The organism is Lysinibacillus sp. BSL11 (assembly GCF_052928325.1).
Map to the genome: position 1 here is coordinate 239,651 of NZ_JAVGCX010000001.1, position 25,588 is coordinate 265,238.

Consider the following 25,588-nt stretch of genomic DNA (forward strand, 5'->3'; position numbering starts at 1 on the left):
GACAATCAGGATTTTCTTTATTTACTAAAGTAATAGTTTATAGGACGCCCAATGCCACCATAATGGACATCCATTGTAATTTCCTCTTGTTTTTCAAGATAATCTAAATATCTTCTAGCTGTTACGCGGGCAATGCCAATTCCACTGGCTACTTCTTCTGCTGAAGCACCATCCACCGATTGTAAAAAGTGCACAACCTTTTCAAGTGTTGTACGATTAAAACCTTTTGGGAGATTTTTCTCGGATTTCAATGTAACAGATTGATCCAATAGGGTTTGTCCATCACGATAATGAAATAACTGATCTAATTCTCCCTGTGTGAGCTCACGTTCTGTTTGAGTTTGCTTGTTAAAGCGTAAATAATTGTCAAGTGTCCCTTTAACACGTTCAAAAGAAAAGGGCTTCATAATATAATCAAAAACACCTAGATGTAGTATCTGTTTCACTGTCTCCATATCATTTGCAGCCGTCACGGTAATAACATCTACTGGTAGATCGAGCTCACGTATTTTGCGTAAGCTTGTAATACCATCTTGCTCTGGCATAAAAATATCCATAAAAACTAAATCAGGCTTCAGAAGACAAATTTGCGTAATACCTTCTAATCCATTAGGTGCCTGTCCAACCACTTGAAAATGCTCTACCTTTTCAATAAATTGACGATTTACCTCTCGTACCATTGGATCATCCTCAATTAATAATACTCTGATCTGTGCCACTGCTAGCCCTCCATCCCATTAAGAATAATAAAAGGTGATTAAAAAACTTGTTCCTTTGTTAGGCTCAGTGATGACTTCGATGTCACCCTGTCCTTTTTCGACGATTTCCTTTATTAAAAATAACCCTATTCCACGGTAGTTTTTCTCTTTTGTAGAATAACCATTATCAAAAATGTGCTGCTTGACCTCTTCCGTCATGCCAACACCATTATCAGTTACTAATATGGCTAATACGTCATCATCTTCATCCACAGAAACATGAATCACCTTCTCCTCGACCTGTACATCCTTTAATGCATCAAATGCATTTTCTATCAAATTACCAAAGAGAATGACGAAATCATGATGATCCAAATTAGCTGGAAATGATGTTAATCGGCTTTCACGGTCAATTTCCAATCGAATTCCTTGTTCCTTCGCGTAGGAAATTTTACTGAGCAATAGCCCAGAAATATTTTCATTTTTTATTCGTTCGTTTAAAAAATTAGTGATTTCATCATGCTCTTCCTTCACTTGTGTTAAGTAAGAAAGTGCCTGTTCATGATGACCTAGCTGTAAAAGACCGGCTATCGTATGCAGTTTATTTTTATGTTCATGTGTTTGTACACGAAGGGCTTGGACAAATGCTCTAACGCCTGTTAATTCTTCTGCAAGCTTTTTCACTTCCGTACGGTCTTTAAACATGGCTACTGCCCCAACAGTTTCGCCATTAACCTGTATCGGAATTCGATTACTCATAATACTATGATTATTAATATACAGCTCACGATTAAATAACGGCTGATCCAGCTCTAAAATTTCAGGAAGTCGTGTGTCTGGCAAGACATGAAAGATTTTCTGTCCTATCAATTTAGAGGGTTTTTCATAAACGCCTAAGATATCACAGGCTTTTTCATTAAAAATCGTAATGGTCAAATCATTATCGATAGCAATGATACCTTCGTGCATGGCATTAAACGTTTCTGTACGTTCTACATACATTTTGGCAATTTCATGCGGCTCTAACCCAAACATTTGTTTTTTCATATGAAGCCCCAATGTTCGTGCTCCCCATGCACTAAATAGTAACGATAATAGAACAGTAATCATTAGTTCGGTTTGCATTGTTTGCAGTAACTCCACTACCGTAAGAACACTGTACCCTACTACCGTAACACCTATTTGTTGTCCTTCATGATTCATAATCGGAACAAACGCACGAACCATATTACCATGTTCCCCACGTGCAATCGACGTATAGTAGTGCTCTGAAAAAGCAGCGTTTAAATCGCCAGATTGTGATATTCGACCAAGTTCCTGGCTATTAGGATGAGAATATTTTCGTCGTTGCATATCAAGAACAACAATATATTTTGCCCCATTGATATCACGGATTTCTTCTACAACAGGATTAATATGCTGTACGGCATCATAGTAATTTTCACTAGCAATATATGTTTTTATTTCAGGAAGCTGTGAGACGGTTTTTGCTACAAGGAGTGCTTGATCACTTAGTTTAGTCTTTTGCTCATTCATGACAAAACCTAACAAAAAAGTACCGCCAATGCTAAAGGAAAGCATGAGAATAAAAAAAGTCAGAGACATAATTTTTCTTTGCATGGATAACTTCTGAAATTTCAACTGACCGCCTCCCTTCTACTATATTTTAGCTTACTCCATATGTTAGAATAACAAAAACATCAGAAAATACGAATTAATTGGGTGTATACAATGAAAAAATTTATTATTGGAACGATTATAACTGTGCTTGTGTTAATCCTCACTATCAGTGTTCAACAAGGATTACTATTCGCCAAGCCACTTCCCTATGATGATGAGCAAAAGGGTTTAGACACACAGATAACCATTCATTTAAGTCATGTCGTCGCTGAAAATACCCCTAAAGGTCAAGCTGCCAACAAATTTGCTGAGCTAGTAGAAGAAAAAACAAACGGGAAGGTCAAAGTACATGTCTACTCCAACTCCTCTTTATTTAATGATGAAAATGAATTTGAGGCATTGCAAAAGGGAGAAGTGGAAATGATCATCCCTACTTTTTCTAAAATGACAGCTTATGTTCCTAATTGGCAGGTGCTTGATTTACCCTTTCTATTTAATACAAATGAGCAAGTAAAGGAAGTCCTAACGGGTTCTATTGGTGAACAATTGGTCAATGAGCTAGAGCCGTTCCATATTAAAGGGCTTGGCTTTTGGTACAATGGGTTTAAGCATCTAACCTCTGTTGAGCAGCCTATTTATACATTTGAAGATTTACAGGGCTTACGAGTACGTACGATGCCAAGTAAAACATTAGAAAAGCAATTTGAACTAGTCAATGCAACACCTATACCTATTTCTTTTAGTGAGGTCTTTTCGGATTTAGAAAAGCATGCTATTGATGCACAAGAAAATACCGCTTCTAATATCTATTCAAAGGGTTTTTATAAAGTACAAAAGCATATGACTATCACCCAGCATGGGATTTTAGGCTATGCTGTATTAATGAATGAAACCTTTTGGAATTCACTACCTATCAAAATTCAGCATCAGCTGTTGGATGCTATGAAAGAAACAACCGATTGGCAATTTGAGCAGGCTGAACTTATGAATGAACAAGATATGGACAAGCTGAAACAGCTAGATGATTTTGATGTATATACAATGAGTCCTCAAGAAAGACAGCGCTTTAAGGAACAACTTGTACCTGTTTATGATTTTTATAGAGGTCATATTCAAAACGATCATGTCTTAGCAGAGATTGAAAAAATCGTTGCTCCCTAATACTTTTGTTCATTAATGAAAACATCCTTACAAAACGTAAGGATTTTTTCTTTTGTATTATAATAGATTCCAAAATATCATAACTACTATAAAACAGCTTAAAACCCTTGACATTACTAGCTTTAATCCCCCCTTCTCTCAGAATGAACAAAATGAACAATACAACCATTACGGTCATAAACACTATTGTCGGAAAATTTCAGCTATGATAACCACATGAAAGCGTTCACACAATATTCATAGATGTTGTAGGGGGAGAACTATATGCGGATAAATTTTAAAAACTTAACAGTACAAGTATTGATCGCCATTGTCCTAGGGATTATCGTCGGAGCAACATTCCCAGAATTCGGGGCAAAGCTCAAAATATTGGCGGATATATTTATTAAACTTATTAAAATGTTAATAGCACCAATTATCTTCTTAACAGTCGTAATCGGCATTGGTAGCATGGGGGATGTCAAAAAGGTTGGTAAAATTGGTGGAAAAGCTTTAATTTATTTTGAAATTGTATCAACTTTTGCCCTTGCAATTGGCTTAATCGTTGTCAATATTGTTCAACCAGGTAAAGGTTTTAATACAGATGCAGCAAGCGGCGCTGATATTTCACAATATACCGAAGCGGCATCTGCAGAACATGGTTTAGGTGCATTTATTATGCAAATTATTCCTGAAAATGTAGTTGGTGCTTTAGCAAATGGTGAATTATTACCAGTCTTGTTCTCAGCTGTTTTATTTGGACTAGCTGCTGCGGCTATTGGAGAACCAGCTAAACCTGTTATTAAATTTTTCGAGCAAGTAGCAGATATTTTCTTTAAAATCGTTAACATGGTGATGAAAATTTCACCCATTGGTGCGTTTGGTGCCATGAGTTATACAATCGGAAATTTTGGACTTAAATCATTAGGAAACTTAGGATTTTTAATGCTATCTGTTTACATTACAATGTTCATTTTTATTGTTGTGATTATTGGATTGATTACCCATTATTTTGGCTTTAGTATTTTTAAATTTATCAAGTACATTAAAGATGAAATCTTTATCGTTATCGGAACATCTTCATCTGAATCTGCATTACCTTCCATGATGCGTAAGCTTGAAAACTATGGTTGTTCAAAGCAAGTGGTAGGGCTAGTGATTCCTACAGGCTATTCATTTAACTTAGATGGAACATCCATTTACTTATCAATGGCTGCGATCTTTATTGCGCAAGCCTATGGTGTGGATTTAGATGTTTGGCATCAAATTACGTTATTAGCCATCTTAATGCTTACTTCTAAAGGGGCAGCTGGTGTAACAGGCTCTGGCTTTATTACACTTGCAGCAACATTAGCAGCATTCCCGATGATCCCAGTAGAGGGGATTGCCCTTTTAATCGGCGTAGATCGCTTCATGTCAGAAGCACGTGCTGTTACAAATCTAATTGGTAATGGTGTCGCAACAGTGGTCGTGTCAAAAATGGAAAAAGAATTTGATACAGAGCAGGAAAAGCGAGCTCTGTCTGGTCATACCCAAATATCATAAAAAGAAAAGGGCTGCTGAAAGCGAAATAATTTGCTACTTCAGCAGCCTATTCATTTATTTATAGAGAGGCATGTAAATAAAAAACACCGTAGAGCTAGTTTCTTGAAACCTCCTCGACTGCATACTCGTATAAATAATGACTGGAGGTCTCTTTATGACAACATTTACACTTACCTATCCGAAGGGCTTTAAAAGCTTTACTGATATTCCAATCGTGAATGAACACAACGAAACAGTATGTGTACTTCAAAAAATGGAACGTACCTCTGCTGGTAAAGTACTGAATGCTGTCTTGCTGGTAGCTGCACAGCAAACATTACCATTCCGTTATGAGACACGCACTACATTAGGTGCACCACTTTTTCAAGTCCAATCTACCCTGCTAACAAAAGGAGTCAGCCATCAAATTGTTATGCCTGATGGTAGCTTGATACCCATTCAACGGAAAACAGTGCAATTATTAGAATCCTCTTATTCATTCAAAATGGACGATTTAGAATTTCGTTTTGAAAAGGATTTTACCTCTACGGCTTATTTATATTGCAATGACGAAAAGATTGCGAGTGCAAGCTCTATTGAAACTGAGCTAGTACAGATAGGCATACAGTTTAAGCTTTTCCAAACGGATGATATGCGCTTTGTTGCACTCCTAGCAACTCTTTATCAAGCTCTCTTTGCAACAACTACATAGCTGCTTAAATATGTCAAAGGCATCGAACGTTAACATCTCGATGCCTTAATCCTATGTTATTTTTCTATACAGCTAATTTATTTTTTCTCGTTGGGCATTTAATATGTTAATAACATAGGAATCATTTTGTGATGCTTTTGCTTGTACAATCTTCTTGATGGCTTCTTCCATCCTTAACGCTAACTCAAGTGCCTCATGCGTAGCGCCCTTTATACTTGTTTGTATGGTAATAGTTGTTCGATTTTCAATGACTAAATATTCATATACGTCAAAAACTTCTAAGCCCGCAATTAAATCTTCCATCAAAAGGTTCATATCATCTCCCATTATCTTGTGGTTATCAAGCAAGGAGGTAAACTCCCATCTTTCAAAAACTATGGGATAGTCCTTTAGGGGAGACGTTTTTAAAGCATTTTTTGCTGTGGATTCCATATCTTTTTTGATTGACTGGAAATAGTCTTCTTCGCCTACAACTTGGATTACTAATTCCTTTTCTGCCGTCGTTTTAACGTCAATGCCGACATACTTTTCAAGTAGCTTATCCTTCAATCGAGCTAGACTCAACTCTTCATTTGTTATAAGCGATTGAGCCTCTTTATTTGCTTCTGACCTTTTCTCTCCTGCAAATTTATCAAATAGGACCAGCATAGATATAATGACTACCAACAGTCCGATGACAAGCCCAAACCGTTTACCCATTGAATCCCTCCTGATAGGAAGGTATGTCCCCTTTTACTACAATATTCGCTTTTCTAGCTTGAAACAGCTCACACTTATCCTACTAAAATGCGAAGTGTCGAATACAGTATCTCCCCTCTTCATAAGGGAAATTATATCGCTTATTTTTCCCTACATATTCCGGGACACGAAATAAATTTGCTTTGTTTTGTCCTTTCTGTGCCATGCTTCTAGAAAAGGAGTACACTTAAGAGGTAGTAATTCTATCATTATGGAGGGTTTTATATGGCATCAAAAGCAGCTGATATTAAAAATATACTGACATTAAATCTACTTGTACAAATCTTAGAGGAACGTGGCATTATGACAGATAAAGAACTAAAAGAGCGCCTCACCAATACAGTAAAACTATCTTCGATGGAGAATGATTTAAAGGAAAAAGTCCTTGAAGAAATCAAACATTAATGATTACCTCATCAAAAAACGACCGCTTTCTGAAAGCGGCCGTCTGAATCAAAGCTTTAAGTTTAGGATCGAATTGTTTTCAAAGCAGTTGACCATGGCACAAGCTGATCTAACATTTGATGAACAGAATCGGCTTGCACCTCTTTTGGTTTAAAGACAGAGCCGTTTTCAAAATCAGTAAATAATGATAATGCTGGATGCACTCGAACATCAGCAACTAGCAATTCTCCGAGAATTCCTCGTAGATGCTCTGCTGCACGCGCTCCTCCAACAGAACCATAAGAGACGATACCAGCAGCTTTATTGTTCCATTCCACTCGTAAATAATCTAATGCATTTTTTAATGCACCTGTAATGGAGTGATTGTACTCCGCAACAATAAAGACAAAGCCGTCACAAGCTGCTACTTTTTCTGACCATGTAGCTACCCCAGAAGTATCTCCACCTGGTTCCCCTAAAAATGGTAATTTAAATTCAGCGATATCAATTATTTCATATTCCGCATCACGACGTTTTTCCGCAACTTCCTTTACCCAAGTTCCAACTTGTGGGCTTACACGACCTTCTCGCGTACTTCCTAAAATAATACCGATTTTTAACATATGACGCCTCCTCTTATCATCCATTCTTGTGACTCCATCACGATTCTTCGTACGTGTTCGCCACTCGTAACCATTTTGGTCAGGGAAATATCCCTTTATTCATCACCCGAAAATTAGCTTTGAATAGTTAGAATTGAATTATCTCTAATTCAAGATTAAGGTACCATCAAGCTTTCTTACCTGTCAAATATTTAAACTAGAGGGATAAGGAGGATTATTTTATTTTAATGGGCTGCTCCAATGCCTCTAATTCCTCTTCAATAGAGGCGTATTGTCTTTCCACAATATACTTGGCATCTGACAAGGCGGCATTATAAATATAGGGGGCAATATGCTCCTTGATAAAATCTAACATACGTTCAGCTTCAAATTTACTAATGTCTTCATCACGCTCATTATAAAAAAACCGTTGGATATCAGCAAGAATCATTTCCTGCTGATCTTTAGATAAACGAATAAACAAGACACTCTCTCCACTTCTGTTAATCAATTTTTTTCATCTTATCACTGTTCATAGATTCCTTGCATTCAAAAAGGCTGAAACACTAGTACTGCTAGCGTTCAGCCTCCATCTCATTGTTTACATTCAAATGAATAGCTAGTGGATAAAAAGTTTTTCTCCTTTGCTACAATCGCTTGTCCACCATCATCTTCACATTGCTGTGTCATTGCATCGATTTTCTTATCATTGACCATATTTGTCATCACCGTCATACCAATACCAAAAACAACGATGAATAAACCAATCATGATCCATAGCTTGCCGGCTTTATTACCAGCTGGTCTTTCATTAGCCATATTTGTTCCCTCACTTATACAAATAAAAATGGTTCTGTATGGATCGTTGATTGGATGAATTCAACCAAGTATTTTTTATCTTCACATAGTTCAGCCATTTTTTTTGCTACTCCTGCAATCATTACCTTTTCTACATGATGCCCAGGATCTACTATTTGTAAATCAATGGCTTGTGCGTCCTGAGCTGTATGGAAGTACATATCGCCTGTTAAGAAAACATCAGCTCCTACACGTTTTGCCGCATAGATATATTTATTACCATCTCCACCAACAAGCGCAACCTTGCTGACCTTCGATTGTAAATCACCCACTACCCGAACAGCTGGCACATCTAGTTGCTGTTTAACGAATTCAGCAAATTGTTGTAACGTCATTTCCTTTGTTAAGTAACCTACACGCCCTAATCCCATCACATTTGTTTGCTGCTCAAGACGTATCACATCATAGGCAGGCTCCTCATAAGGATGACTAGTAAGCATGGCCTTTAACACGCGGCCTTTCATGGATTCAGGAAAAACAACTTCTACCTTTACTTCTTCCTCCACATGTAATTCGCCAACAGAGCCAACGAACGGATTAGCTCCTGCTAGTGCACGGAACCGACCTTCTCCAGTCGTTGTGTAACTACATGCTTCATAGTCGCCAATACGACCCGCCCCAGCTGTTGCAAGCGCCTCACGTAATGCTTGTGCATTAGCAGTTGGTATAAAGACTGCCAGCTTCAACAAATTCTCAGCATATGTTTCTTCTAATATTGAACGGTTTTTTAGTTGTAGGGCATCTGCTAATAAATCATTTACCCCACCTTCGGCTACATCTAAATTTGTATGAGCGGCATATACAGCAATATCGTGTTTAATCAGCTTTTCATATAAGCGCCCTGCTGGATGATCTGTGCGGATATTCGCTAGGCGTCTAAAGATTGGTGGATGATGCGCGATAATCAGCTCACAGCCTTTTTCTATTGCCTCATTTGCCACGGCTTCATTGACATCTAACGTCACCAACACTTTACTGACAGGTTTGTTTAGGGTCCCTATCGCTAGTCCAATTGGATCATTGTCCATACAAGCTAGTTTTTTCGGTGACCATGCTTCGAACACTTGAATAACTTCTTGGCCATTTACCGTTTTCATCTTACAAAACTCCTTCTACTAAATGTATCAGAGTCGTTAACTCTGCACGTTTTTCTTCAATTTCAGGTGTTTGTTCTGCTCCCTCAATGGATTGTAGTACACGTTGCCAATTGTCTTTTTCACGCAACCATTTTTTCGTAAATGCTGGTGATTTACGCAGGCTTAGCTTAGGTCCAAATAAAATCTCTGCTGTAGAGAGCTCCATTTGGCCTCTTTGTAACACAAGGATTTCATAGATTTTATCATCTTCCTCTAAAATCTCTTCATCAAGAATCGCCCATTGATGTGCTAAAGCCCACTCACGGATAACCTTGGCGTGAATATTTGGTTGTAGGATTAGACGTGTGACACCTTGAAGCTTTTCTGGATGCTTCTCTAGAATGGAAACAATTAATGGTCCACCCATGCCAGCAATTGTCACCGTATCCACATGGTCAGCTTCTTTGATCGCTGCTAAACCGTCTGCAAGGCGTACTGTAATTTTTTCTGTTAAGTTTTCCTTCTGTACTTGTCCTACCGCTGATTCATAAGGTCCTCTTACAACTTCCCCTGCTATGGCATATGAGGCAGTCCCTTTGTGAATTAAATAACATGGTAGATAGGCATGGTCACTACCAATATCCGCCATGACTGCTCCTGTAGGAACAAATTTTGCTACTGCTTCTAATCGCTTTGAAAGTTTTTGTGCGTTCATTTTTATACCGCCTATCTTCATAGAGTCCATTAATAGTATGGATGATGTCGTGAAAAAAAACAAATGGAGTTGTCTCACATTTCTATGTGGACAACCCCATCTTAATGATGCTTAAATCTAAAAAGTAGCTGTACTATTTCAGTACAGCTACTTGTCAGTTTTACTATTCTAAAGTAGAAATGTATTCAGCGATTGCTTTTGCTTCCTCTTCAGTTTTCATGTTTGGTTGCATTGGAGTACCTTCGATACCCTTTGTTAAAACTTCTACGATACGAGCTTCATCTAAGCCATGTAGGTTTGGACCCATACCACCAGTTAAATCACCACCGTGACAACCGATACAAGATTGTACTAATGCTGCTCCATCACCACCAGCATTTGCGTCTGTAGTTTCTGTAGTTTCGCCACCGCCCTCATGTTCAGCAGCAATTTCTTTCTTGTTATCTGCACCTTGTAAAGACATGAAGAAAATAAGACCAATACCAAATGCCAGAATTAAGATGTAAGGAACGACTGGATTGTTTTTCATAAGTTTCCCCTCCTCATTTTAAGTCTACTTCTATTATAATATAGAATCAGTCAACATCTAATATTGTACTTCATTAACAAAGAAACGAAAAGCCCTATTCGCTAAGTTTTCCTTTGTTTGTAACAAATTCGACATTTCTGTATCTATTGGATAAAATATGTCTTGCCAACATCCAAATTTGGTCAAATTTATCCTTTTATACAATTTCTTTTTCATTATATTTATGCTGTTATCATACCCTTTTCACTCATTCATATACCCAAAATTAAAAAATCTGTACGTTTTTAATTAGCGTACAGATTTTGAATCTCCTGAGGTAAAAACTTTAACATGATACTGACCCTATTATAGATAAATTGTCACAAATTATGGTTTTATATAAACACTAAAGTTCAATTAAGTTTCTTACCTGATATAGTAGATGGAGTCCTTTGTACATCGATACAAATAACATTTGCTAAATCAAGATAAATTTATGATATAGTACCCCACTAGTGCTATTAATCCTAAAGCACCTGAGACTGTGAAATATAGAAGTTTCATTTTAATACCTGACAAAAGCCAAATGACACAATTTGCTGCAATCAAGCAAAATAAAACTGTATTATTTCCACTAAAATATGTAGTACAAATGCGGATCGACATACTAAATAACAGGATGGCCGCTAGTACATGAAAAATGGGAGCTAGTAGATTTTTTTTTCGCGCCATTTGCCACGCAGCAATAAATAAGATGCATGCGCCTACTCCCACGATTACTGTAAAAATCAATGTTAATGATTGCATTGTAAAATAAAGTGCCAAAACAGCCATTATGGCGATACATAGACCCACTACCAATAGGATCATTTTTCTTTTTTCTGATGGCAAGACCGCTTGTTTAGGATGTTGCACTGGTTCTAACTCCTCTATATCAGCCCCCTCCGTATAAAGAGCTGCTAAAAAGTCACAATAGTGCTCAGGTAAAAGTTTATTTTGCTTCCAAAACAAAATTTCATTAAGGATTATTTTTTTGCGAGGATTTGTCATATTGTTAGCTCCAAACATTGCTTAATAATGGTTGTATTACAATTTTATCTCACACTATTTGAAAACACATCTGTATAAAGTCGCAAATCTAGCATTTCCCTCATTCTAATTATCTATGATTGCATAACATCGATAGGTGAATAGCAAGGCTAATTTCTTTTTGTTCACTTTTCAAGTCTATAAAAAAAGAGCTATACCAATTAGTCATTATCTCACTACTTGGATAGCTCCAGCTATTTTAAATTTTATTCTAAGAAGTCTTTTAAACGTTTACTACGAGAAGGATGGCGTAATTTTCTTAGTGCTTTCGCCTCTATTTGACGAATACGTTCACGCGTTACGCCAAAGACTTTTCCAACCTCTTCTAATGTACGTGTGCGACCATCGTCTAACCCAAAACGTAAACGAAGTACGTTTTCTTCACGGTCTGTTAATGTATCTAGTACATCTTCTAATTGTTCTTTTAACAGTTCATAGGCTGCATGGTCGGAAGGAGATTGTGCTTCTGAGTCCTCGATAAAGTCTCCTAAATGGGAATCATCTTCTTCTCCAATTGGTGTTTCAAGAGATACTGGTTCTTGTGCAATTTTTAATATTTCACGTACTTTTTCAGGTGTTAAATCCATTTCTTCTCCAATTTCCTCTGGAGAAGGCTCACGACCTAAATCTTGTAAAAGTTGACGTTGTACACGTATTAATTTATTAATGGTTTCGACCATATGAACAGGAATACGAATCGTACGCGCTTGGTCAGCGATTGCGCGTGTAATCGCCTGACGAATCCACCATGTAGCGTAAGTCGAGAACTTAAATCCTTTACGGTAATCGAATTTTTCAACAGCCTTAATAAGACCCATATTTCCTTCTTGAATTAAATCAAGGAATAGCATTCCACGACCAACATAGCGTTTTGCAATCGATACAACTAGACGTAAGTTCGCTTCCGCAAGGCGTTTACGTGCTTCCTCGTCCCCTTGCTCAATGCGTTCAGCAAGTGCAATTTCTTGCTCAGCAGATAATAAATCCACTCGGCCGATTTCTTTTAAATACATACGTACAGGGTCATTGATTTTAACACCTGGTGGCACACTCAAATCATTTAAGTCGAAAGTTTCTTCGTTCGCTTCTTCTTTCATTAGACTTTCTTCTTCAAATTCTTCTTTTCCAATGATTTGAATATCTTTATGCTTTTCAAGATCCTCAGCAAAATGGAAAATTTCTTCGTTTTCCAATTCATAAGGTGTTAGTTTCTCTGAAATTTCTTTCATTGAAATTTCACCCTCTGTTTTTGCTTTTTCTTGTAGGAATTTTTTTGCATCATCTAATGTAATTTCTACTTCTATCTCTTTTGAACGTTCTGACTTGTCCGCCATAAACCTTCCTCCTTCTAAACAACCGAATCGGGTTAAATCGCCGATAACGATTTTCTTAAATGAATAATCTGTTGGGCGATTTCAAGTGCACGTGCATACTCATGCATCTTCTCCGCTTCCTTTGACTCATGCATCTTTTGATAAATTTCTTGCTCAATTCTATATTTTTGAAGCTGACGGATAGAGTCCATAACCTCTGCCTCTGCTTGATCAGGATCTCGCTCAACTAAAGCCGCTTCCATGACAATTTTTCGCAATTCAGCGTCATCCAAAATTTCCACAAAACGTTGATAATCAGGATGACCATACTCCTCATAAAATCCAACTAAGCGAACAAAAACTGCCATATAGGCATCTCGTACAAATGGCTCTTTTTGCTCACTACGTAATACCCTGTCCACTACATCTATATTATGAAGCATATGAGCCAGTAATAAACGTTCGGCACGTTCAGCTGCGTCCATAGGCTTTTGTTGTTGCGTGACTGGCATTGAAGGTATCTGTGTAGGCATTTCTACTTTAGCAGAACGTACCTGATTAGCCTCCAGTTTTCGGAATTGGGCATAAATGGCTTCTTCCGAGATGTTTGTTTCATTTGATAGCTGTCGTATATACAAATCTCGTTCAACTGGTGAAGATCTTCCCACTAGCTGCTCAAGAACTTCTTGAATATATTGAAGCGTATCATTTTCAAATTGAAAGTTCTTATTGCGTCTAGCATGCATCATCATAAAAGCAATATACGCATGAGGTTTTTCCAAAATTTGTTCCTTAAATGCTTGTCCACCTAAAGTGTGAATGTATTCATCAGGATCTAATTTTTCTGGCAACACGGCAATATCGACTTTCATTCGCTCTGTATGCAGTAGCTGCGCCGCTCGTTTCGCTGCATCAAATCCAGCATTATCACCATCATAGCAAATCGTAATTTGCTCTACTAAGCGCTTTAGCTTTGTGATATGCTGATTTGTTAACGAAGTACCCATTGTCGCAACAACATTCATTACACCTACAGAGTTGGCTGCTAAAACGTCCATAAATCCTTCCATCAATACTACTTGACGATTTTTTCTGATAGAAGTTCGTGCTTTATCTAGGTTATACAGCACTTCACTTTTTTGGAAAATTGGTGATTCTGGACTATTTAAATATTTTGCTTCCTCACCATTGGATGAAAGGATACGTCCTGAGAAGGCAATAATTTTACCATTCTCATCTCGAATAGGAAACATTATACGTCCTCTAAAACGATCAAAATAACGTTCTTCTCCCTCTCTTTTGATGATTAAGCCACTTTCGGCAATTTCTTGTAAGTTATAACCTTTTCTTTCAAGCAATATTGTTAATGCATCAAAGCTTGGGAGAGACCAACCAATGTTATTAGATTCGATAAGTTCCCTTGTAAATCCTCTTTCTAGCAAATAATTTAAAGGTTCTTCACCATCCTCTGTATTCAACAGTAAATGATGAAAAAAATCTGCTGCAAAAGCGTGTGCTTCTTTCATCCTTTCTTCCGCTTTAGATATCTTTTTCGTTCCTCCAGGGAAACTTGGCTCAACATCTAAGTGTATGCCAGCACGTTCCCCAAGTTTCACAACAGCATCTGGAAAAGAAATGCCTTCAATATCCATTACAAAAGTAATGGCATTGCCGCCTGCACCACAACCAAAGCAATGAAAAATTTGCTTATCTGTAGATACAGAAAAAGACGGTGTTTGCTCTCCATGAAATGGACAGAGACCAAACCAATTTCGCCCACGCTTAGTAAGCTGCATGTATTCACTAATAACATCAACGATATCTGATTGTGTGCGAATCTGCTCAATTACTTCTTCTGGAATCTTCCCTGCCAAATCCATCACCATCTTTAATATTTGCGTTCTAGAAACACAATTCGCTATTCGTTTTAAAATTCCTTTATTTCTCGACAAAAAATTAGGATTTTTCTCTTATAAATATTTTTACCACAATTTTATTATTATAAAACAAAAATTAGTTTTTATCTATACCGTTTTTAAAATCCACTCAAAAAAACCGCCTCTGCTAACCGAGGTGGTTTAAAATTCTATCCTTATTTACAGGTCAAAATATGTTCGATAATCGTATTTGCTGTCTCTTCAACAGCTTTATTTGTCACATCGATAACTTGACAACCTATTCTACCGACAATTTTTTCAAAATGCTGAATCTCATCAAGAATTCTTTCATGCTGTGCATAGATAGCATCATCATTCAAGCCGAGAGACATTAACCTTTCTTTCCGGATTGAGTTTAACTTCTCAGGGGAAATAATTAAACCAAAGCATTTTTTAGGGTCTATCTGTAATAGCTCTTCTGGTGGTTCTACCTCTGGCACTAAAGGTACATTCGCAACTTTATATTTTTTATGGGCTAAATATTGTGATAGTGGTGTTTTAGAAGTTCTTGATACACCAACTAGTACGATATCAGCTTGTAATAGTCCTCGTGGGTCTCTACCATCATCATATTTTACCGCAAATTCAATCGCTTCAATTTTTTTGAAATAATCATCATCCAGCAGATGAACAATGCCAGGCGTTTCCAATGGATTTTCTTCCATAAAAGCTGCCATTGATTGTAAGGCCGGACCTAAAATATCCACTGCCTGAATTTTTTCTTGTTCACATAAATCATGTAATAATTTACGCATTTCTTGGCGAACCAGTGTATAAACAATAAATGCTCGCTGTTGCGAAGCAAGAAAAACAATTTTACGGATAAGCTCCTCTGATTGAATATGTGGAAATCGACGAATTACAGTATTTTCAAGACCCGGTCGGAACTGGCTAATAACCGCTTTTGCAACTTGATCACCAGTTTCACCGACAGAATCAGATACAACAAATACGCGTAATCTTTTCATGCAGCTCTCCTTCATTTAGACATTTTGTGCAAGAGATAAGAAAGCCCGTGTAATCGTTGTTTTTGTAAGACGACCAACAATCGTTAAACCACCCTCTTGCGGTTCAACTACTGGTAGTGAATCAACCTCACGTTCAATAAGTTTGTTCGCTGCAACAATTAAAGAATCTGATCTTTCACAGTACGAAATATTTGGCATACGCGTCATAATAATATGTACTGGAATTTTATTTAAATCCTGCGTACCAATACTTGTACGCAGTAAATCTTTGCGAGATAGTACGCCTGTCAAAAACTCATTCTTATCTACGACAAAGAGTGTACCAACATCTTCTGAAAACATAAAGCAAATTGCATCATAAACCGTCATTGTTTCAGGGACAACTACTGGCCCTGAATGAAAATCCTTCACTTTTAAATTGTGAATACTATCTATTAATGTAACAGATGCCTTCTTACCTGAATAAAAATAACCAACCCTTGGTCTCGCATCCAGAAATCCTGCCATTGTTAGGATTGCTAAATCCGGTCTTAGAGTTGCTCTTGTCAGATTGAGACGTTCGGCAATATGTTCCCCCGTAATAGGGCCATTTTCTTTCACAATTTGTAATATGTCTTCCTGACGTTTATTGAGTTCGATTGGACTCACCGCCTCAAATCTAATAGTGTTATACTTATGCTCAATTATTATATACTATTTTAATAATTATTGCGAATTAAAGAACTACATGCTACAATATTGACACATACGCTTGCTCTATCTGTATTTTCGAGCAAATTGCGTTATACAGGCGATGATGGGAAAAAAGTATCTGTTCCATTCTATAGCGAGTAGAAGATGGTGAAAGTCTACACAGCAACAGAGAAAAGGCACTCCCTGAGCTAACTTTTTGAAAAGAGGTTTTAAACTACTTGTTTAAAACAATCAGGGTGGAACCGCGGGTATTAGCACTCGTCCCTGGGCATACATTGTGCCCGGAGACGGGTGCTATTTTCATTTAGTTGCAACTGAATGAAAAAAACTTTGGCGTTTTTACCGCTAAAACAACGTATTAAAAAATTAAAGGAGGCTATTTTATGGCTAACAAATCAATGGAAACCATCGTATCTTTAGCGAAGCATCGAGGCTTTGTCTTCCCTGGTTCTGAAATCTACGGAGGTTTAGCAAACACTTGGGATTATGGTCCACTAGGTGTGGAATTAAAAAATAATATTAAAAAAGCATGGTGGCAAAAGTTTGTTCAGGAATCTGAATACAATGTAGGTATCGATGCTGCTATTTTGATGAATCCAAAAGCTTGGGTTGCTTCTGGTCACGTAGGAAACTTCAATGACCCAATGATCGACTGTAAATCATGTAAGGCCCGCCACCGTGCAGATAAAATTATCGAAGACGCTGCATTAGCGAAGGGCGATGAAATCATTGTTGATGGTATGACATTCGACCAAATGAAAGAAACAATGATTAAATATGACGTAGTATGCCCTGATTGCGGAAAGGCTGATTTCACAGATATTCGCCAATTCAACCTCATGTTTAAAACATTCCAGGGTGTAACGGAATCCTCTACAAATGAAATTTATTTACGTCCAGAAACGGCACAAGGTATTTTCGTGAACTTTAAAAACGTTCAACGTTCTATGCGTAAACGTACACCATTTGGTATCGCACAAATCGGTAAATCTTTCCGTAACGAAATTACACCAGGTAACTTTACATTCCGTACACGTGAATTCGAACAAATGGAGCTTGAATTCTTCTGTAAACCTGGTGAAGACCTTGAATGGCATGCATATTGGAAAGAATTCTGTAAAAATTGGTTACTAAACCTAGGCATGAAAGAAGATTCGATGCGCCTTCGTGACCATGAGGATGATGAGCTATCTCACTACTCTAACGCTACAACAGATATCGAATTCAAATTCCCATTTGGCTGGGGAGAGCTTTGGGGTGTAGCGGATCGTACAGATTACGACTTAAAACAACATATGGAGCACTCTGGTGAAGATTTCACTTACATTGATCCTGTATCAAACGAACGTTATGTTCCTTATTGTATTGAACCATCATTAGGAGCTGATCGTGTAACATTAGCTTTCCTGTGTGATGCCTATGATGAAGAGGAACTAGAAGGTGATGATAAACGTACGGTTTTACGTTTCCACCCTGCTCTGGCTCCATTTAAGGCTGCCGTGCTACCACTTTCTAAAAAATTATCTGATGAAGCTACAGATGTTTGGGCTGAACTACGTAAAGCCTTCCCTGTTGATTTTGATGAATCACAATCAATTGGTAAACGTTACCGTCGTCAAGATGAAATTGGTACACCATTCTGTATCACATATGATTTTGATTCAAAAGAGGACGGCCAAGTAACAGTACGTCATCGTGACTCTATGACACAAGTTCGTATGCCTATTGCTGAAGTAAAAGCCTATATTGAAAAACACTTACAATTCTAATCACTTTAATGCTCAAAAAAGAGGGGGTAGCCAGCAGGCAACTCCCTCTTTCTTATGCTTTATATGTTGAAAATAAGCGCTCTTGCATTTTTTCCTCGAATGAAAACTTTTTCATGCTCAAACCTATTAAGCTCACTAATAGCTCCTCAATATCCGCTAGTGAGTAATAAAGGAATGTACCTTCTCGCATTGGACGAACCCGTTTGTCAAAAGTTTGTTCATCTTCAATAAAGTAAGCGACATTGACATCACAATGTTCCATCAATTGTGTAATACGTTGATCATCACCTGGGTTTATAAAGAATGGCACAATTTTATCAATATACAAAATACTTTGAACAAGCTTAATGAAGAAATTTTCACGCAACGATGTCTCCACAACTAATATGGTCGTTTGCTCATGTTGATAATCCATATATAAAACGTTTAATTGCTCTTCTAGTAGCGTTTTTAAAATACCAATAGAATTGCGGTACTTTGTCATATCCGTTTGGATTTCTCTTGTTAGTAAACGTAAAATACGAAAGGCTGGCAGAAAAATTTTTAAGACAATTTCTTTAGGATGTAAATGGTCAATTAATTTATTAAAATGAATTCTCAGATTATTTTCGTCACAGCGGATTAATTGCTCCACAAATAAGTTGAAAATCTCTTCAAAGCTATTCGCTCGATAGTCGATCATTTTCGTAATTCTCACACTATAGTTCAAAGGTAGATTCATTGATTTTTGCTCATCTAACAATCTTACTTTTGGTAATGTAGGAAATAAATCATAAACAAGTTCTACTTGTGCACTGCGATTATCTGATAACATAACAACAGAGTTGACTGGGTAAATCCCTAAACATTCTACAAATTTATGCATAAAGCTCTCATTATATAAATGTCGATCTCTGTATAAGACGGCTAAAGCATCTGTAGCACCATAGCCAACATGATAGACTCTCTTGGATGTCATCGCTGAATATACATCAACAATTTGTAATAATTGTACACCATCACTCATATCATCCGCACAAAGTTGATTTGGATAGCCCTTTCCCGCAAAACGTTCATGATGATCTCGTGCCAAATAGGCAATGTCTTCCTCGTTATGTTCCATGAGTAGCTCGTAGCCTTTTGTTGTGTGCGTCTTTACAATATCAAACTCATCTTCAGAGAGTTTACGTTTCAGATTTAATATTTCTTGTGGTATAAAAACCTTCCCGATATCATGGAACAGGTAGCCTCTAGCTAATGTTTCAATATCTGTTAAACCTAGGTATCTAGCGAAAATTGTACCTAATACAAACACATCAAATGAATGGACAAATGAATACTCGTCCCATTCCTTTAAACGCATAAGTAGCTCATAGCGATGTTTTTTTTCCAAAATCTTTTCAAAAACACCTCTTACATAAGCCGTATCTTGTATGCTTTTAAGAATTTGTCCATAGCGTAATTCGTGCACGACATTTTCCAACGTTGTCATAAAAAGCTGACTGACTGTCTCTCTATAATCATCCACAGGATCTCTTTTTTCAATTAATGGGGCAAATAGATCTTCATATTCTCTTGTTCGTTGAGCACTTAAATCATGGACAACTCGAACTGAATCAGATGGCAAATAGACAGCTAATTCATCTACTTTACGAAGTTTAAGTAAGGCAATAATTCGCTCCGTTAAAACTAAATCCTTTTTAGCCAATAAACGATACTCTGAAAAAATATCTTCTGCTAATATATCATTTGCTTCAACTTCATGAATACTTAAGGTTACTTTTCGTAGCATATATTTTGCCACATACGCAATGTACTAAGCACTATGTGACTCCCTCCTTCTTCCATAGGACTGCGCTATTCTGATAAACGTATAACAATACGTTTTGCTGATAGAGGCTTTTATATTTCATAGGCATGTCTAAAGTGATCTAGCGTACATCAGTTTCGATGGAGATTAAACGACTTAATTATATTTAAAAAATATAATTACCATTATCTATACCATTTACAATATCATAGGTTAAAATGCCTTTTCAACTAGTATATGGGTCTCGAATGAACAGTTTCTACCACTTATATAATGAAAACTAAACAAAAATACAAATCTTTTTACCTATTAAAATACTTATAAATATAGATATAAGTATAAATATAGATAAATAAGACTTTATATTCTTCATTTAAAGACAAAAAAATAACGAATAAAATTAAATTTCTGCAATAATTTTATTTTGTAAAAATTGAAATTTATTCATTAAAAAGAAAGATAATATAGTTGCATCCTCCTATAAAATCAAAGGTATTACTTTTTATTTAAAAAGATAAAATGAAGCGAGTTTTGCGCTACGCAATTTAATTAGTTTTAACTCATCCTTTTACTTAAGGTAGCATTGATTACCAAACACGTCATGGTATGGATGAAATTCCCTCTATGCGTTGTTCCATCTTTTTGGTATAAATAAGTTATTATAGTTAGTATTAGCTGTTAAATAATGAAAAATTAACAGTCTAAAGACACATCACCTTTTAACATTCATTCGTCCGGAAGTTTGAACTGATACATAGGAGGGTCTAACCAGAAACATATATACTATAAAATTTTCTATTGTACTTTTTGGAGGAATTTAATTGCAGTCTCAACGTTTATTTCAACTAGCTATGGCTTCTGCTTTAGTAACAAATGCGATTATTATCGCACCACCCGCACATGCAGCATCATTTTTCCCTGATGTCAACCCAACCAATGAGGAAGGTAAGGCTATTATTCAATTAGCAGAGCGTGGCATTATTTCAGGCTATATGGATGGGACATTTAAACCTGCTAATCCTATTACACGTACACAGGCTGCGAAGATTTTAGCAGGTATTTTAAAGTTAGATACAGTTCACGTAAAAAATCCCCAATTCAAAGACATCAAACCTGGCGATGAAAACTACGGAGCCATTGCAGCATTAGCAAATGCTGGGATTATTAATGGTGCAAATGGTTACTACTACCCTACTCAACATATAACTCGCGAGCAAATGTCCAAAATGATTGCGAAAGGCTTTGGATTAACAAGTACGAGTAACACGCAATTACCGTTTACAGATGTTAAAAAGGGGAATGAATTTGAGCCTCATATTAAAGCATTGTTTGCAAATGGGATTACCAAAGGAACATCTGAAACGACTTTCGGCCCCAAAAGCAATGTAAAGCGCTCTCAATTGGCTGCTTTTGTTGTACGAGCTGAAAAGTTGCAAGGCAATGCAACCGTCTATGCAAATCAATTTAAGCAGGACTATATTTTTGCCTCTTATGGTGGTCTTGAGCCAGCAGAGGATATTTTCACATGGCATGAAGAGGAAGATATGACAGAGTCTATCACGATAACCCCTATAAAAGAAGGTACGGGCAAATTAGTGATTACTGGATTTACTGATGATTCAGAGGATTTTACTGACATTTTTTATTTAGTACATGTCAAAAACGTAAATGGTAAGCTGAAGGTAACGCTTGAAGAAGTAAATGAAGATGATTATATCGAAAATTTACCACTCGATTTGTCTGAGAGTAAATTACCATTCATGCCAGCAGAGGTGACGGTTCAAAACACGAATGGACAGCCACTCGCTTCAAATTTATATAACTTTAATCAACAAGATCAAACACTGTCCATCTTGCAAAATGGACAATTCATTGTTACATTTTCAAATGGGACACAACAGCAAAAGATGGCTGCAGATGTGTATTCCTATGATTTTGTTCGCAGCATTGATTTATATCATTTGACAGATGAATTAATACTAACAACGCAAGAATTACCTTTTGAACCAACACATGTAGCACTCGAAAGCTTTGGTTTTGAGCCAGTGCCTGTAAAAGCGACGATTCTTAACGGACAACTACATGTTACGCCAAAAGCTGAAGGTCTAGCGATTCTCCATTTAACAGGTAAAAATGACCAAACAGCATACATTTATATTGAAAGTAAAAAAATTGCTGGACACTGGGCCTTTTTAGTGTCGGAGGATGAGGATGAATTTTAAATAACGTGAAATGCCAGATGAACATTATGATTCATCTGGCATTTCGTCTTTCGAGCGAATTTGCAGTTCAGGGGTACGTTCTAGTTGCTCAATAAATTTTCTCGTCTTAAACCGAATACCGGTTTGTTCTTCATAGATGGTTGTTATAATTTTTTTAATGAAATATTTTGTTTCTTTTTTTAGCTCTATTTTTCCAATTTGGTCGATAGGAACAGTGTAGAACATCCTTATAAGTTTTAGCTGTGTTGGCGTTAAGCGAATGATATAGGGGTCATGCTGATAACAGCGATGGCATAAGAATCCTCCTTGAGCAAAGGAAAAAGCAAATTCCCCATCTACAGCGCCACACGCAGCACAGGCATGTAAAATAGGTTGTACACCTGTATAGGGCAACATTTTCCATTCAACAAATAGCGTAATGGCTTCAGGATCGTAGCCATCCTCAATTGCTTGTAGTGCATGTAGTAAAACATCGAATGCAAAAGGCTCTGGCTTTCCTTCTTCAACAACTCGCTCCACTAATTCCATAATATAGCTAGCATAAGCAGTAGCCATAATATCTTCACGAATATGGCGCATTGAATTTAAATGTTCTCCCTGTTGCAAAGTTCCCATGCCCGTATGATGTTGTACCATAAACATCCCATAGGTAAAGGGTTGCGTGATGGAAGCCAATCTACTAGAAGGTTTTTTTGCCCCTCTAGCCATCGTAGCCACTTTGCCAGCTTCCCGAGTTAGCAAAATAACAATCTTATTAGATTCCCCATAAGCGCGAACCTTTAATACAATCCCCTCCCATTTATGAAGCATAATCCCCCTCCTTTCTTAAAAGAACTATCCATGAAAAGAGAGCTGCCCAAAATAATTTTGGACAGCTCAAAAATAAAATGATCAATACTCCTAGATCCTTTTGCCCCTATAAGAAGAAGTTAACCTCTAAAACCGTCACGTCAAAATTTGGCGTCTATTCCTGATTCAACGGGCAATGTTCACGATCGGGACAACTCATTTGCTAAGCCAGGAAAAAACTTAATATTCATCATCACGGAATCCAAAATCGCGTAAATGTGTAGCTTTATTACGCCAATCTTTTTGCACCTTTACCCATAGCTCTAAATAAACTTTAGACCCTAGGAGCATTTCGATATCCTTTCGCGCACGTGTCCCCACTTCTTTTAGCAAGGCTCCACGTTTTCCGATAACAATCCCTTTTTGAGAATCACGCTCCACAATAATCGTAGCCGCTACATGAATTTTATCCTCATTTTCTTCATCACGACGAATTTTATCAATTACCACTGCGATAGAATGGGGAATTTCTTCACGCGTTAAATGTAGAACTTTTTCACGAATAAGTTCAGATATAATAAATCGTTCCGGATGATCTGTCACTTGATCAGCCGGGTAATACTGAGGTCCTTCTGGTAAATACTTCGCCAAGGTCACTAATAAATTTTCAACATTATTGCCTTGTAGCGCAGAAATCGGTACAATCTCCGCAAAGTCATAGCGCTCTTTATAGCTCTCAATAATTCCCATTAGTTCATCTGGATGAATGGCATCAATTTTATTGATGACCAAAAAGACAGGTGTTGGATTTCCTGCTAGCATTTCTAAAATAAATTCATCACCTTTACCGAGTTTTTGCTCAGCATTAACCATAAACATAATAACGTCCACTTCACGCAATGTGTTTTTAGAAACCTTCAGCATGAAATCGCCTAGTTTATGTTTTGGCTTGTGAATACCTGGTGTATCAATAAAAATCATTTGGCTATCATCTGTTGTCAGTACGCCTTGTACTTTATTTCGTGTTGTTTGCGGCTTATCACTCATGATCGCAATTTTTTGGCCAATGACACGATTTAAAAATGTCGATTTGCCAACGTTTGGACGACCAATGATGGAGATAAAGCCTGATTTATAGCCATTTTTAGTTTCCTGCATTCTCTAAATCCTCCGTCGTAAATGCAAACGGTAGTAATTCGCCCACTGACGTTACCGTCACATCACCTTTTAAGTTCGTTAAATAGACAGGCATAGTTGGAGCACAAAACTCCATCATGACCTGGCGACATGCTCCACATGGGGCGCATGGTCCTTCCGTATCAGCTACAATGGCAATGGCTTCGAATTCGTAAATCCCCTCCGATACTGCCTTAAAAAACGCTGTACGCTCAGCACAATTTGTCATACTATAGCCTGCATTTTCAATATTACAGCCGTGAATAACCTCTCCATCTTTTGTTAGTAGAGCTGCCCCTACTTTAAATTTTGAATAAGGAACATAGGCTTTTTCACGTGCCTTTTTTGATTCTTCTAATAATGCATGCATATCCATTGTCATCTATACTAATTCTCCCTCACATTTATGGTTTATTTTCAATTAGAAGACACTCATTTCCATTAAAACCATTTTGGCAGAAAGATGAGTAATCCGATTATAGCACTGAATAGTGCAAATACAAGCACTGCACCTGCTGCAATATCTTTTGCTTGCTTAGCAAGCGGATGTATCTCTGGGGAAGCTAAATCGACTACCCGTTCGATAGCTGTATTCATCATTTCCAGCGCAAACATCAGTGCTATTAATAGTAGCACAATATACCACTCCATACGAGATAAACCTGTCAAATAACTAGCCAGTATAACAATGATTGCACTTACTATATGTGATTTCAAATTTTGTTCTTTACTTGCAGTTATGATGCCTTCGAAAGCATAGCCAAAAGATCGCAAGTATTTTCGCAAATCCATCTAGTCTCGACCTAAGCCAAAAGTTTGTAGAATCTCATCTTGCTTTGCAAACATCACTTTCTCTTCTTCTGGCTCCATATGGTCATAACCAAGTAAATGTAAAAAACCATGTACAGCTAAAAAGCCTAATTCTCGCTCAAAGGAATGATTATATTCCTCAGCCTGCTCTTTGGCACGGTCTGTTGAAATAATAATATCACCTAATACACGTGGCATCCCTTCAAAAGTTACTTCCATTTCCCCTTCCCCTAGCTCCTCTAGCGCAAAGGAAATGACATCTGTTGGCTGGTCCTTGCCACGATATTCACGATTAATATCTTGAATTGCCTTGTTCGTTACAAACGTCACCGAAACCTCTGTTTCTGGCTCAATATTTTCTACATTCGCAGCATGCTGTAATAGCTTTTCAACTAGTTCGATATGTTGTGCTCCCACTTCATTTGTTTCATCCGTAAAATCAATTGTTAAAATCATAG

26 protein-coding genes are annotated in these 25,588 nt (G+C 37.2%); 6 read left to right on the plus strand and 20 right to left on the minus strand.

Features of this window, described 5'->3' with window-relative positions; genetic code table 11:
• Positions 1-17 precede the first annotated feature (17 nt).
• Both RCJ95_RS01190 and RCJ95_RS01195 read right to left on the minus strand, forming a co-directional pair.
• Positions 18-719, minus strand: a complete 702-nt coding sequence (locus RCJ95_RS01190) for a response regulator (RefSeq protein ID WP_221680090.1) — start codon at positions 717-719, stop codon at positions 18-20.
• A gap of 18 nt (positions 720-737) precedes the next feature.
• Positions 738-2,318: an ATP-binding protein gene (locus RCJ95_RS01195; RefSeq protein ID WP_423203067.1), complete on the minus strand. Its 1,581-nt coding sequence runs from the start codon at positions 2,316-2,318 to the stop codon at positions 738-740.
• Positions 2,319-2,429: 111 nt separating this feature from the next.
• Here RCJ95_RS01195 and RCJ95_RS01200 point away from each other — a divergent pair, with 111 nt between their 5' ends.
• From RCJ95_RS01200 to RCJ95_RS01210, 3 genes are all read left to right on the plus strand, one after another.
• Positions 2,430-3,479, plus strand: coding sequence for a TRAP transporter substrate-binding protein (locus RCJ95_RS01200; protein ID WP_221680089.1), 1,050 nt, complete (start codon positions 2,430-2,432; stop codon positions 3,477-3,479).
• Between the two features lie 264 nt (positions 3,480-3,743).
• Positions 3,744-5,003, plus strand: a complete 1,260-nt coding sequence (locus RCJ95_RS01205) for a dicarboxylate/amino acid:cation symporter (RefSeq protein WP_446721803.1) — start codon at positions 3,744-3,746, stop codon at positions 5,001-5,003.
• 154 nt (positions 5,004-5,157) lie between these two features.
• Complete coding sequence (locus RCJ95_RS01210) at positions 5,158-5,694, plus strand: tubby C-terminal domain-like protein (RefSeq protein ID WP_446721804.1); 537 nt, start codon at positions 5,158-5,160, stop codon at positions 5,692-5,694.
• A 72-nt stretch (positions 5,695-5,766) separates the two neighbouring features.
• Here RCJ95_RS01210 and RCJ95_RS01215 read toward each other — a convergent pair whose 3' ends face one another.
• Positions 5,767-6,393 (minus strand): hypothetical protein, encoded by a 627-nt coding sequence (locus RCJ95_RS01215; RefSeq protein WP_446721805.1) that lies wholly within the window; start codon positions 6,391-6,393, stop codon positions 5,767-5,769.
• Positions 6,394-6,657: 264 nt separating this feature from the next.
• Here RCJ95_RS01215 and RCJ95_RS01220 point away from each other — a divergent pair, with 264 nt between their 5' ends.
• Positions 6,658-6,837 carry a hypothetical protein gene (locus tag RCJ95_RS01220; RefSeq protein ID WP_054550103.1) on the plus strand — a complete coding sequence of 60 codons (180 nt, stop codon included), beginning with the start codon at positions 6,658-6,660 and terminating at the stop codon, positions 6,835-6,837.
• Positions 6,838-6,899: 62 nt separating this feature from the next.
• Here RCJ95_RS01220 and RCJ95_RS01225 read toward each other — a convergent pair whose 3' ends face one another.
• The 11 genes from RCJ95_RS01225 to RCJ95_RS01275 form a co-directional block, all read right to left on the minus strand.
• Positions 6,900-7,439, minus strand: coding sequence for an NADPH-dependent FMN reductase (locus tag RCJ95_RS01225; RefSeq protein ID WP_009370126.1), 540 nt, complete (start codon positions 7,437-7,439; stop codon positions 6,900-6,902).
• Positions 7,440-7,653: 214 nt separating this feature from the next.
• Positions 7,654-7,902, minus strand: coding sequence for a DUF2164 domain-containing protein (locus tag RCJ95_RS01230; RefSeq protein WP_446721806.1), 249 nt, complete (start codon positions 7,900-7,902; stop codon positions 7,654-7,656).
• 110 nt (positions 7,903-8,012) lie between these two features.
• On the minus strand, positions 8,013-8,237 hold the full coding sequence (locus tag RCJ95_RS01235) for a hypothetical protein (protein ID WP_048392200.1): 225 nt from the start codon (positions 8,235-8,237) through the stop codon (positions 8,013-8,015).
• Between the two features lie 14 nt (positions 8,238-8,251).
• A complete protein-coding gene (locus tag RCJ95_RS01240) occupies positions 8,252-9,373 on the minus strand; it encodes a Nif3-like dinuclear metal center hexameric protein (RefSeq protein ID WP_446721807.1) in 1,122 nt (373 codons plus the stop codon).
• 1 nt (position 9,374) lies between these two features.
• Positions 9,375-10,067: a tRNA (adenine(22)-N(1))-methyltransferase gene (locus RCJ95_RS01245; RefSeq protein WP_446721808.1), complete on the minus strand. Its 693-nt coding sequence runs from the start codon at positions 10,065-10,067 to the stop codon at positions 9,375-9,377.
• Between the two features lie 163 nt (positions 10,068-10,230).
• Positions 10,231-10,596, minus strand: a complete 366-nt coding sequence (locus RCJ95_RS01250; protein ID WP_004227169.1) for a c-type cytochrome — start codon at positions 10,594-10,596, stop codon at positions 10,231-10,233.
• Positions 10,597-11,058: 462 nt separating this feature from the next.
• Positions 11,059-11,625, minus strand: a complete 567-nt coding sequence (locus RCJ95_RS01255; protein ID WP_281216142.1) for a hypothetical protein — start codon at positions 11,623-11,625, stop codon at positions 11,059-11,061.
• A 245-nt stretch (positions 11,626-11,870) separates the two neighbouring features.
• Positions 11,871-12,998 carry an RNA polymerase sigma factor RpoD gene (rpoD, locus tag RCJ95_RS01260; protein WP_004227165.1) on the minus strand — a complete coding sequence of 376 codons (1,128 nt, stop codon included), beginning with the start codon at positions 12,996-12,998 and terminating at the stop codon, positions 11,871-11,873.
• Positions 12,999-13,030: 32 nt separating this feature from the next.
• A complete protein-coding gene (gene dnaG, locus RCJ95_RS01265) occupies positions 13,031-14,863 on the minus strand; it encodes a DNA primase (RefSeq protein WP_312128481.1) in 1,833 nt (610 codons plus the stop codon).
• 206 nt (positions 14,864-15,069) lie between these two features.
• Positions 15,070-15,882, minus strand: a complete 813-nt coding sequence (locus RCJ95_RS01270; RefSeq protein WP_004227157.1) for a pyruvate, water dikinase regulatory protein — start codon at positions 15,880-15,882, stop codon at positions 15,070-15,072.
• Positions 15,883-15,897: 15 nt separating this feature from the next.
• Complete coding sequence (locus RCJ95_RS01275; RefSeq protein WP_004227151.1) at positions 15,898-16,530, minus strand: helix-turn-helix transcriptional regulator; 633 nt, start codon at positions 16,528-16,530, stop codon at positions 15,898-15,900.
• A 428-nt stretch (positions 16,531-16,958) separates the two neighbouring features.
• Here RCJ95_RS01275 and RCJ95_RS01280 point away from each other — a divergent pair, with 428 nt between their 5' ends.
• The gene (locus RCJ95_RS01280; protein WP_004227145.1) at positions 16,959-18,344 is read left to right on the plus strand and encodes a glycine--tRNA ligase; all 1,386 of its coding nucleotides are present in this window, start codon (positions 16,959-16,961) and stop codon (positions 18,342-18,344) included.
• 52 nt (positions 18,345-18,396) lie between these two features.
• On the opposite strand, the gene RCJ95_RS01285 is transcribed toward RCJ95_RS01280, so the two are convergent.
• Positions 18,397-20,115 carry an HD-GYP domain-containing protein gene (locus RCJ95_RS01285; RefSeq protein ID WP_257520194.1) on the minus strand — a complete coding sequence of 573 codons (1,719 nt, stop codon included), beginning with the start codon at positions 20,113-20,115 and terminating at the stop codon, positions 18,397-18,399.
• 839 nt (positions 20,116-20,954) lie between these two features.
• Between RCJ95_RS01285 and RCJ95_RS01290 the strand changes: the two genes are divergently transcribed.
• The gene (locus RCJ95_RS01290; protein WP_446721809.1) at positions 20,955-22,355 is read left to right on the plus strand and encodes an S-layer homology domain-containing protein; all 1,401 of its coding nucleotides are present in this window, start codon (positions 20,955-20,957) and stop codon (positions 22,353-22,355) included.
• Between the two features lie 24 nt (positions 22,356-22,379).
• Here the strand turns inward: RCJ95_RS01290 and recO are convergent, their stop codons facing one another.
• The 5 genes from recO to ybeY all read right to left on the minus strand — a co-directional run bounded on the left by recO (position 22,380) and on the right by ybeY (position 25,586).
• Positions 22,380-23,165 carry a DNA repair protein RecO gene (recO, locus tag RCJ95_RS01295; protein ID WP_257520196.1) on the minus strand — a complete coding sequence of 262 codons (786 nt, stop codon included), beginning with the start codon at positions 23,163-23,165 and terminating at the stop codon, positions 22,380-22,382.
• A gap of 219 nt (positions 23,166-23,384) precedes the next feature.
• On the minus strand, positions 23,385-24,302 hold the full coding sequence (era, locus tag RCJ95_RS01300) for a GTPase Era (RefSeq protein WP_004227129.1): 918 nt from the start codon (positions 24,300-24,302) through the stop codon (positions 23,385-23,387).
• On the minus strand, positions 24,289-24,702 hold the full coding sequence (locus RCJ95_RS01305) for a cytidine deaminase (RefSeq protein ID WP_221680080.1): 414 nt from the start codon (positions 24,700-24,702) through the stop codon (positions 24,289-24,291). The genes era and RCJ95_RS01305 overlap by 14 nt, the downstream gene beginning before the upstream one ends.
• Positions 24,703-24,761: 59 nt before the next feature.
• Complete coding sequence (locus RCJ95_RS01310; protein ID WP_221680079.1) at positions 24,762-25,112, minus strand: diacylglycerol kinase family protein; 351 nt, start codon at positions 25,110-25,112, stop codon at positions 24,762-24,764.
• Positions 25,113-25,586, minus strand: coding sequence for an rRNA maturation RNase YbeY (ybeY, locus tag RCJ95_RS01315; RefSeq protein ID WP_446721810.1), 474 nt, complete (start codon positions 25,584-25,586; stop codon positions 25,113-25,115). It abuts the gene before it with no gap.
• Between the last annotated feature and the right edge of the window lie 2 nt (positions 25,587-25,588).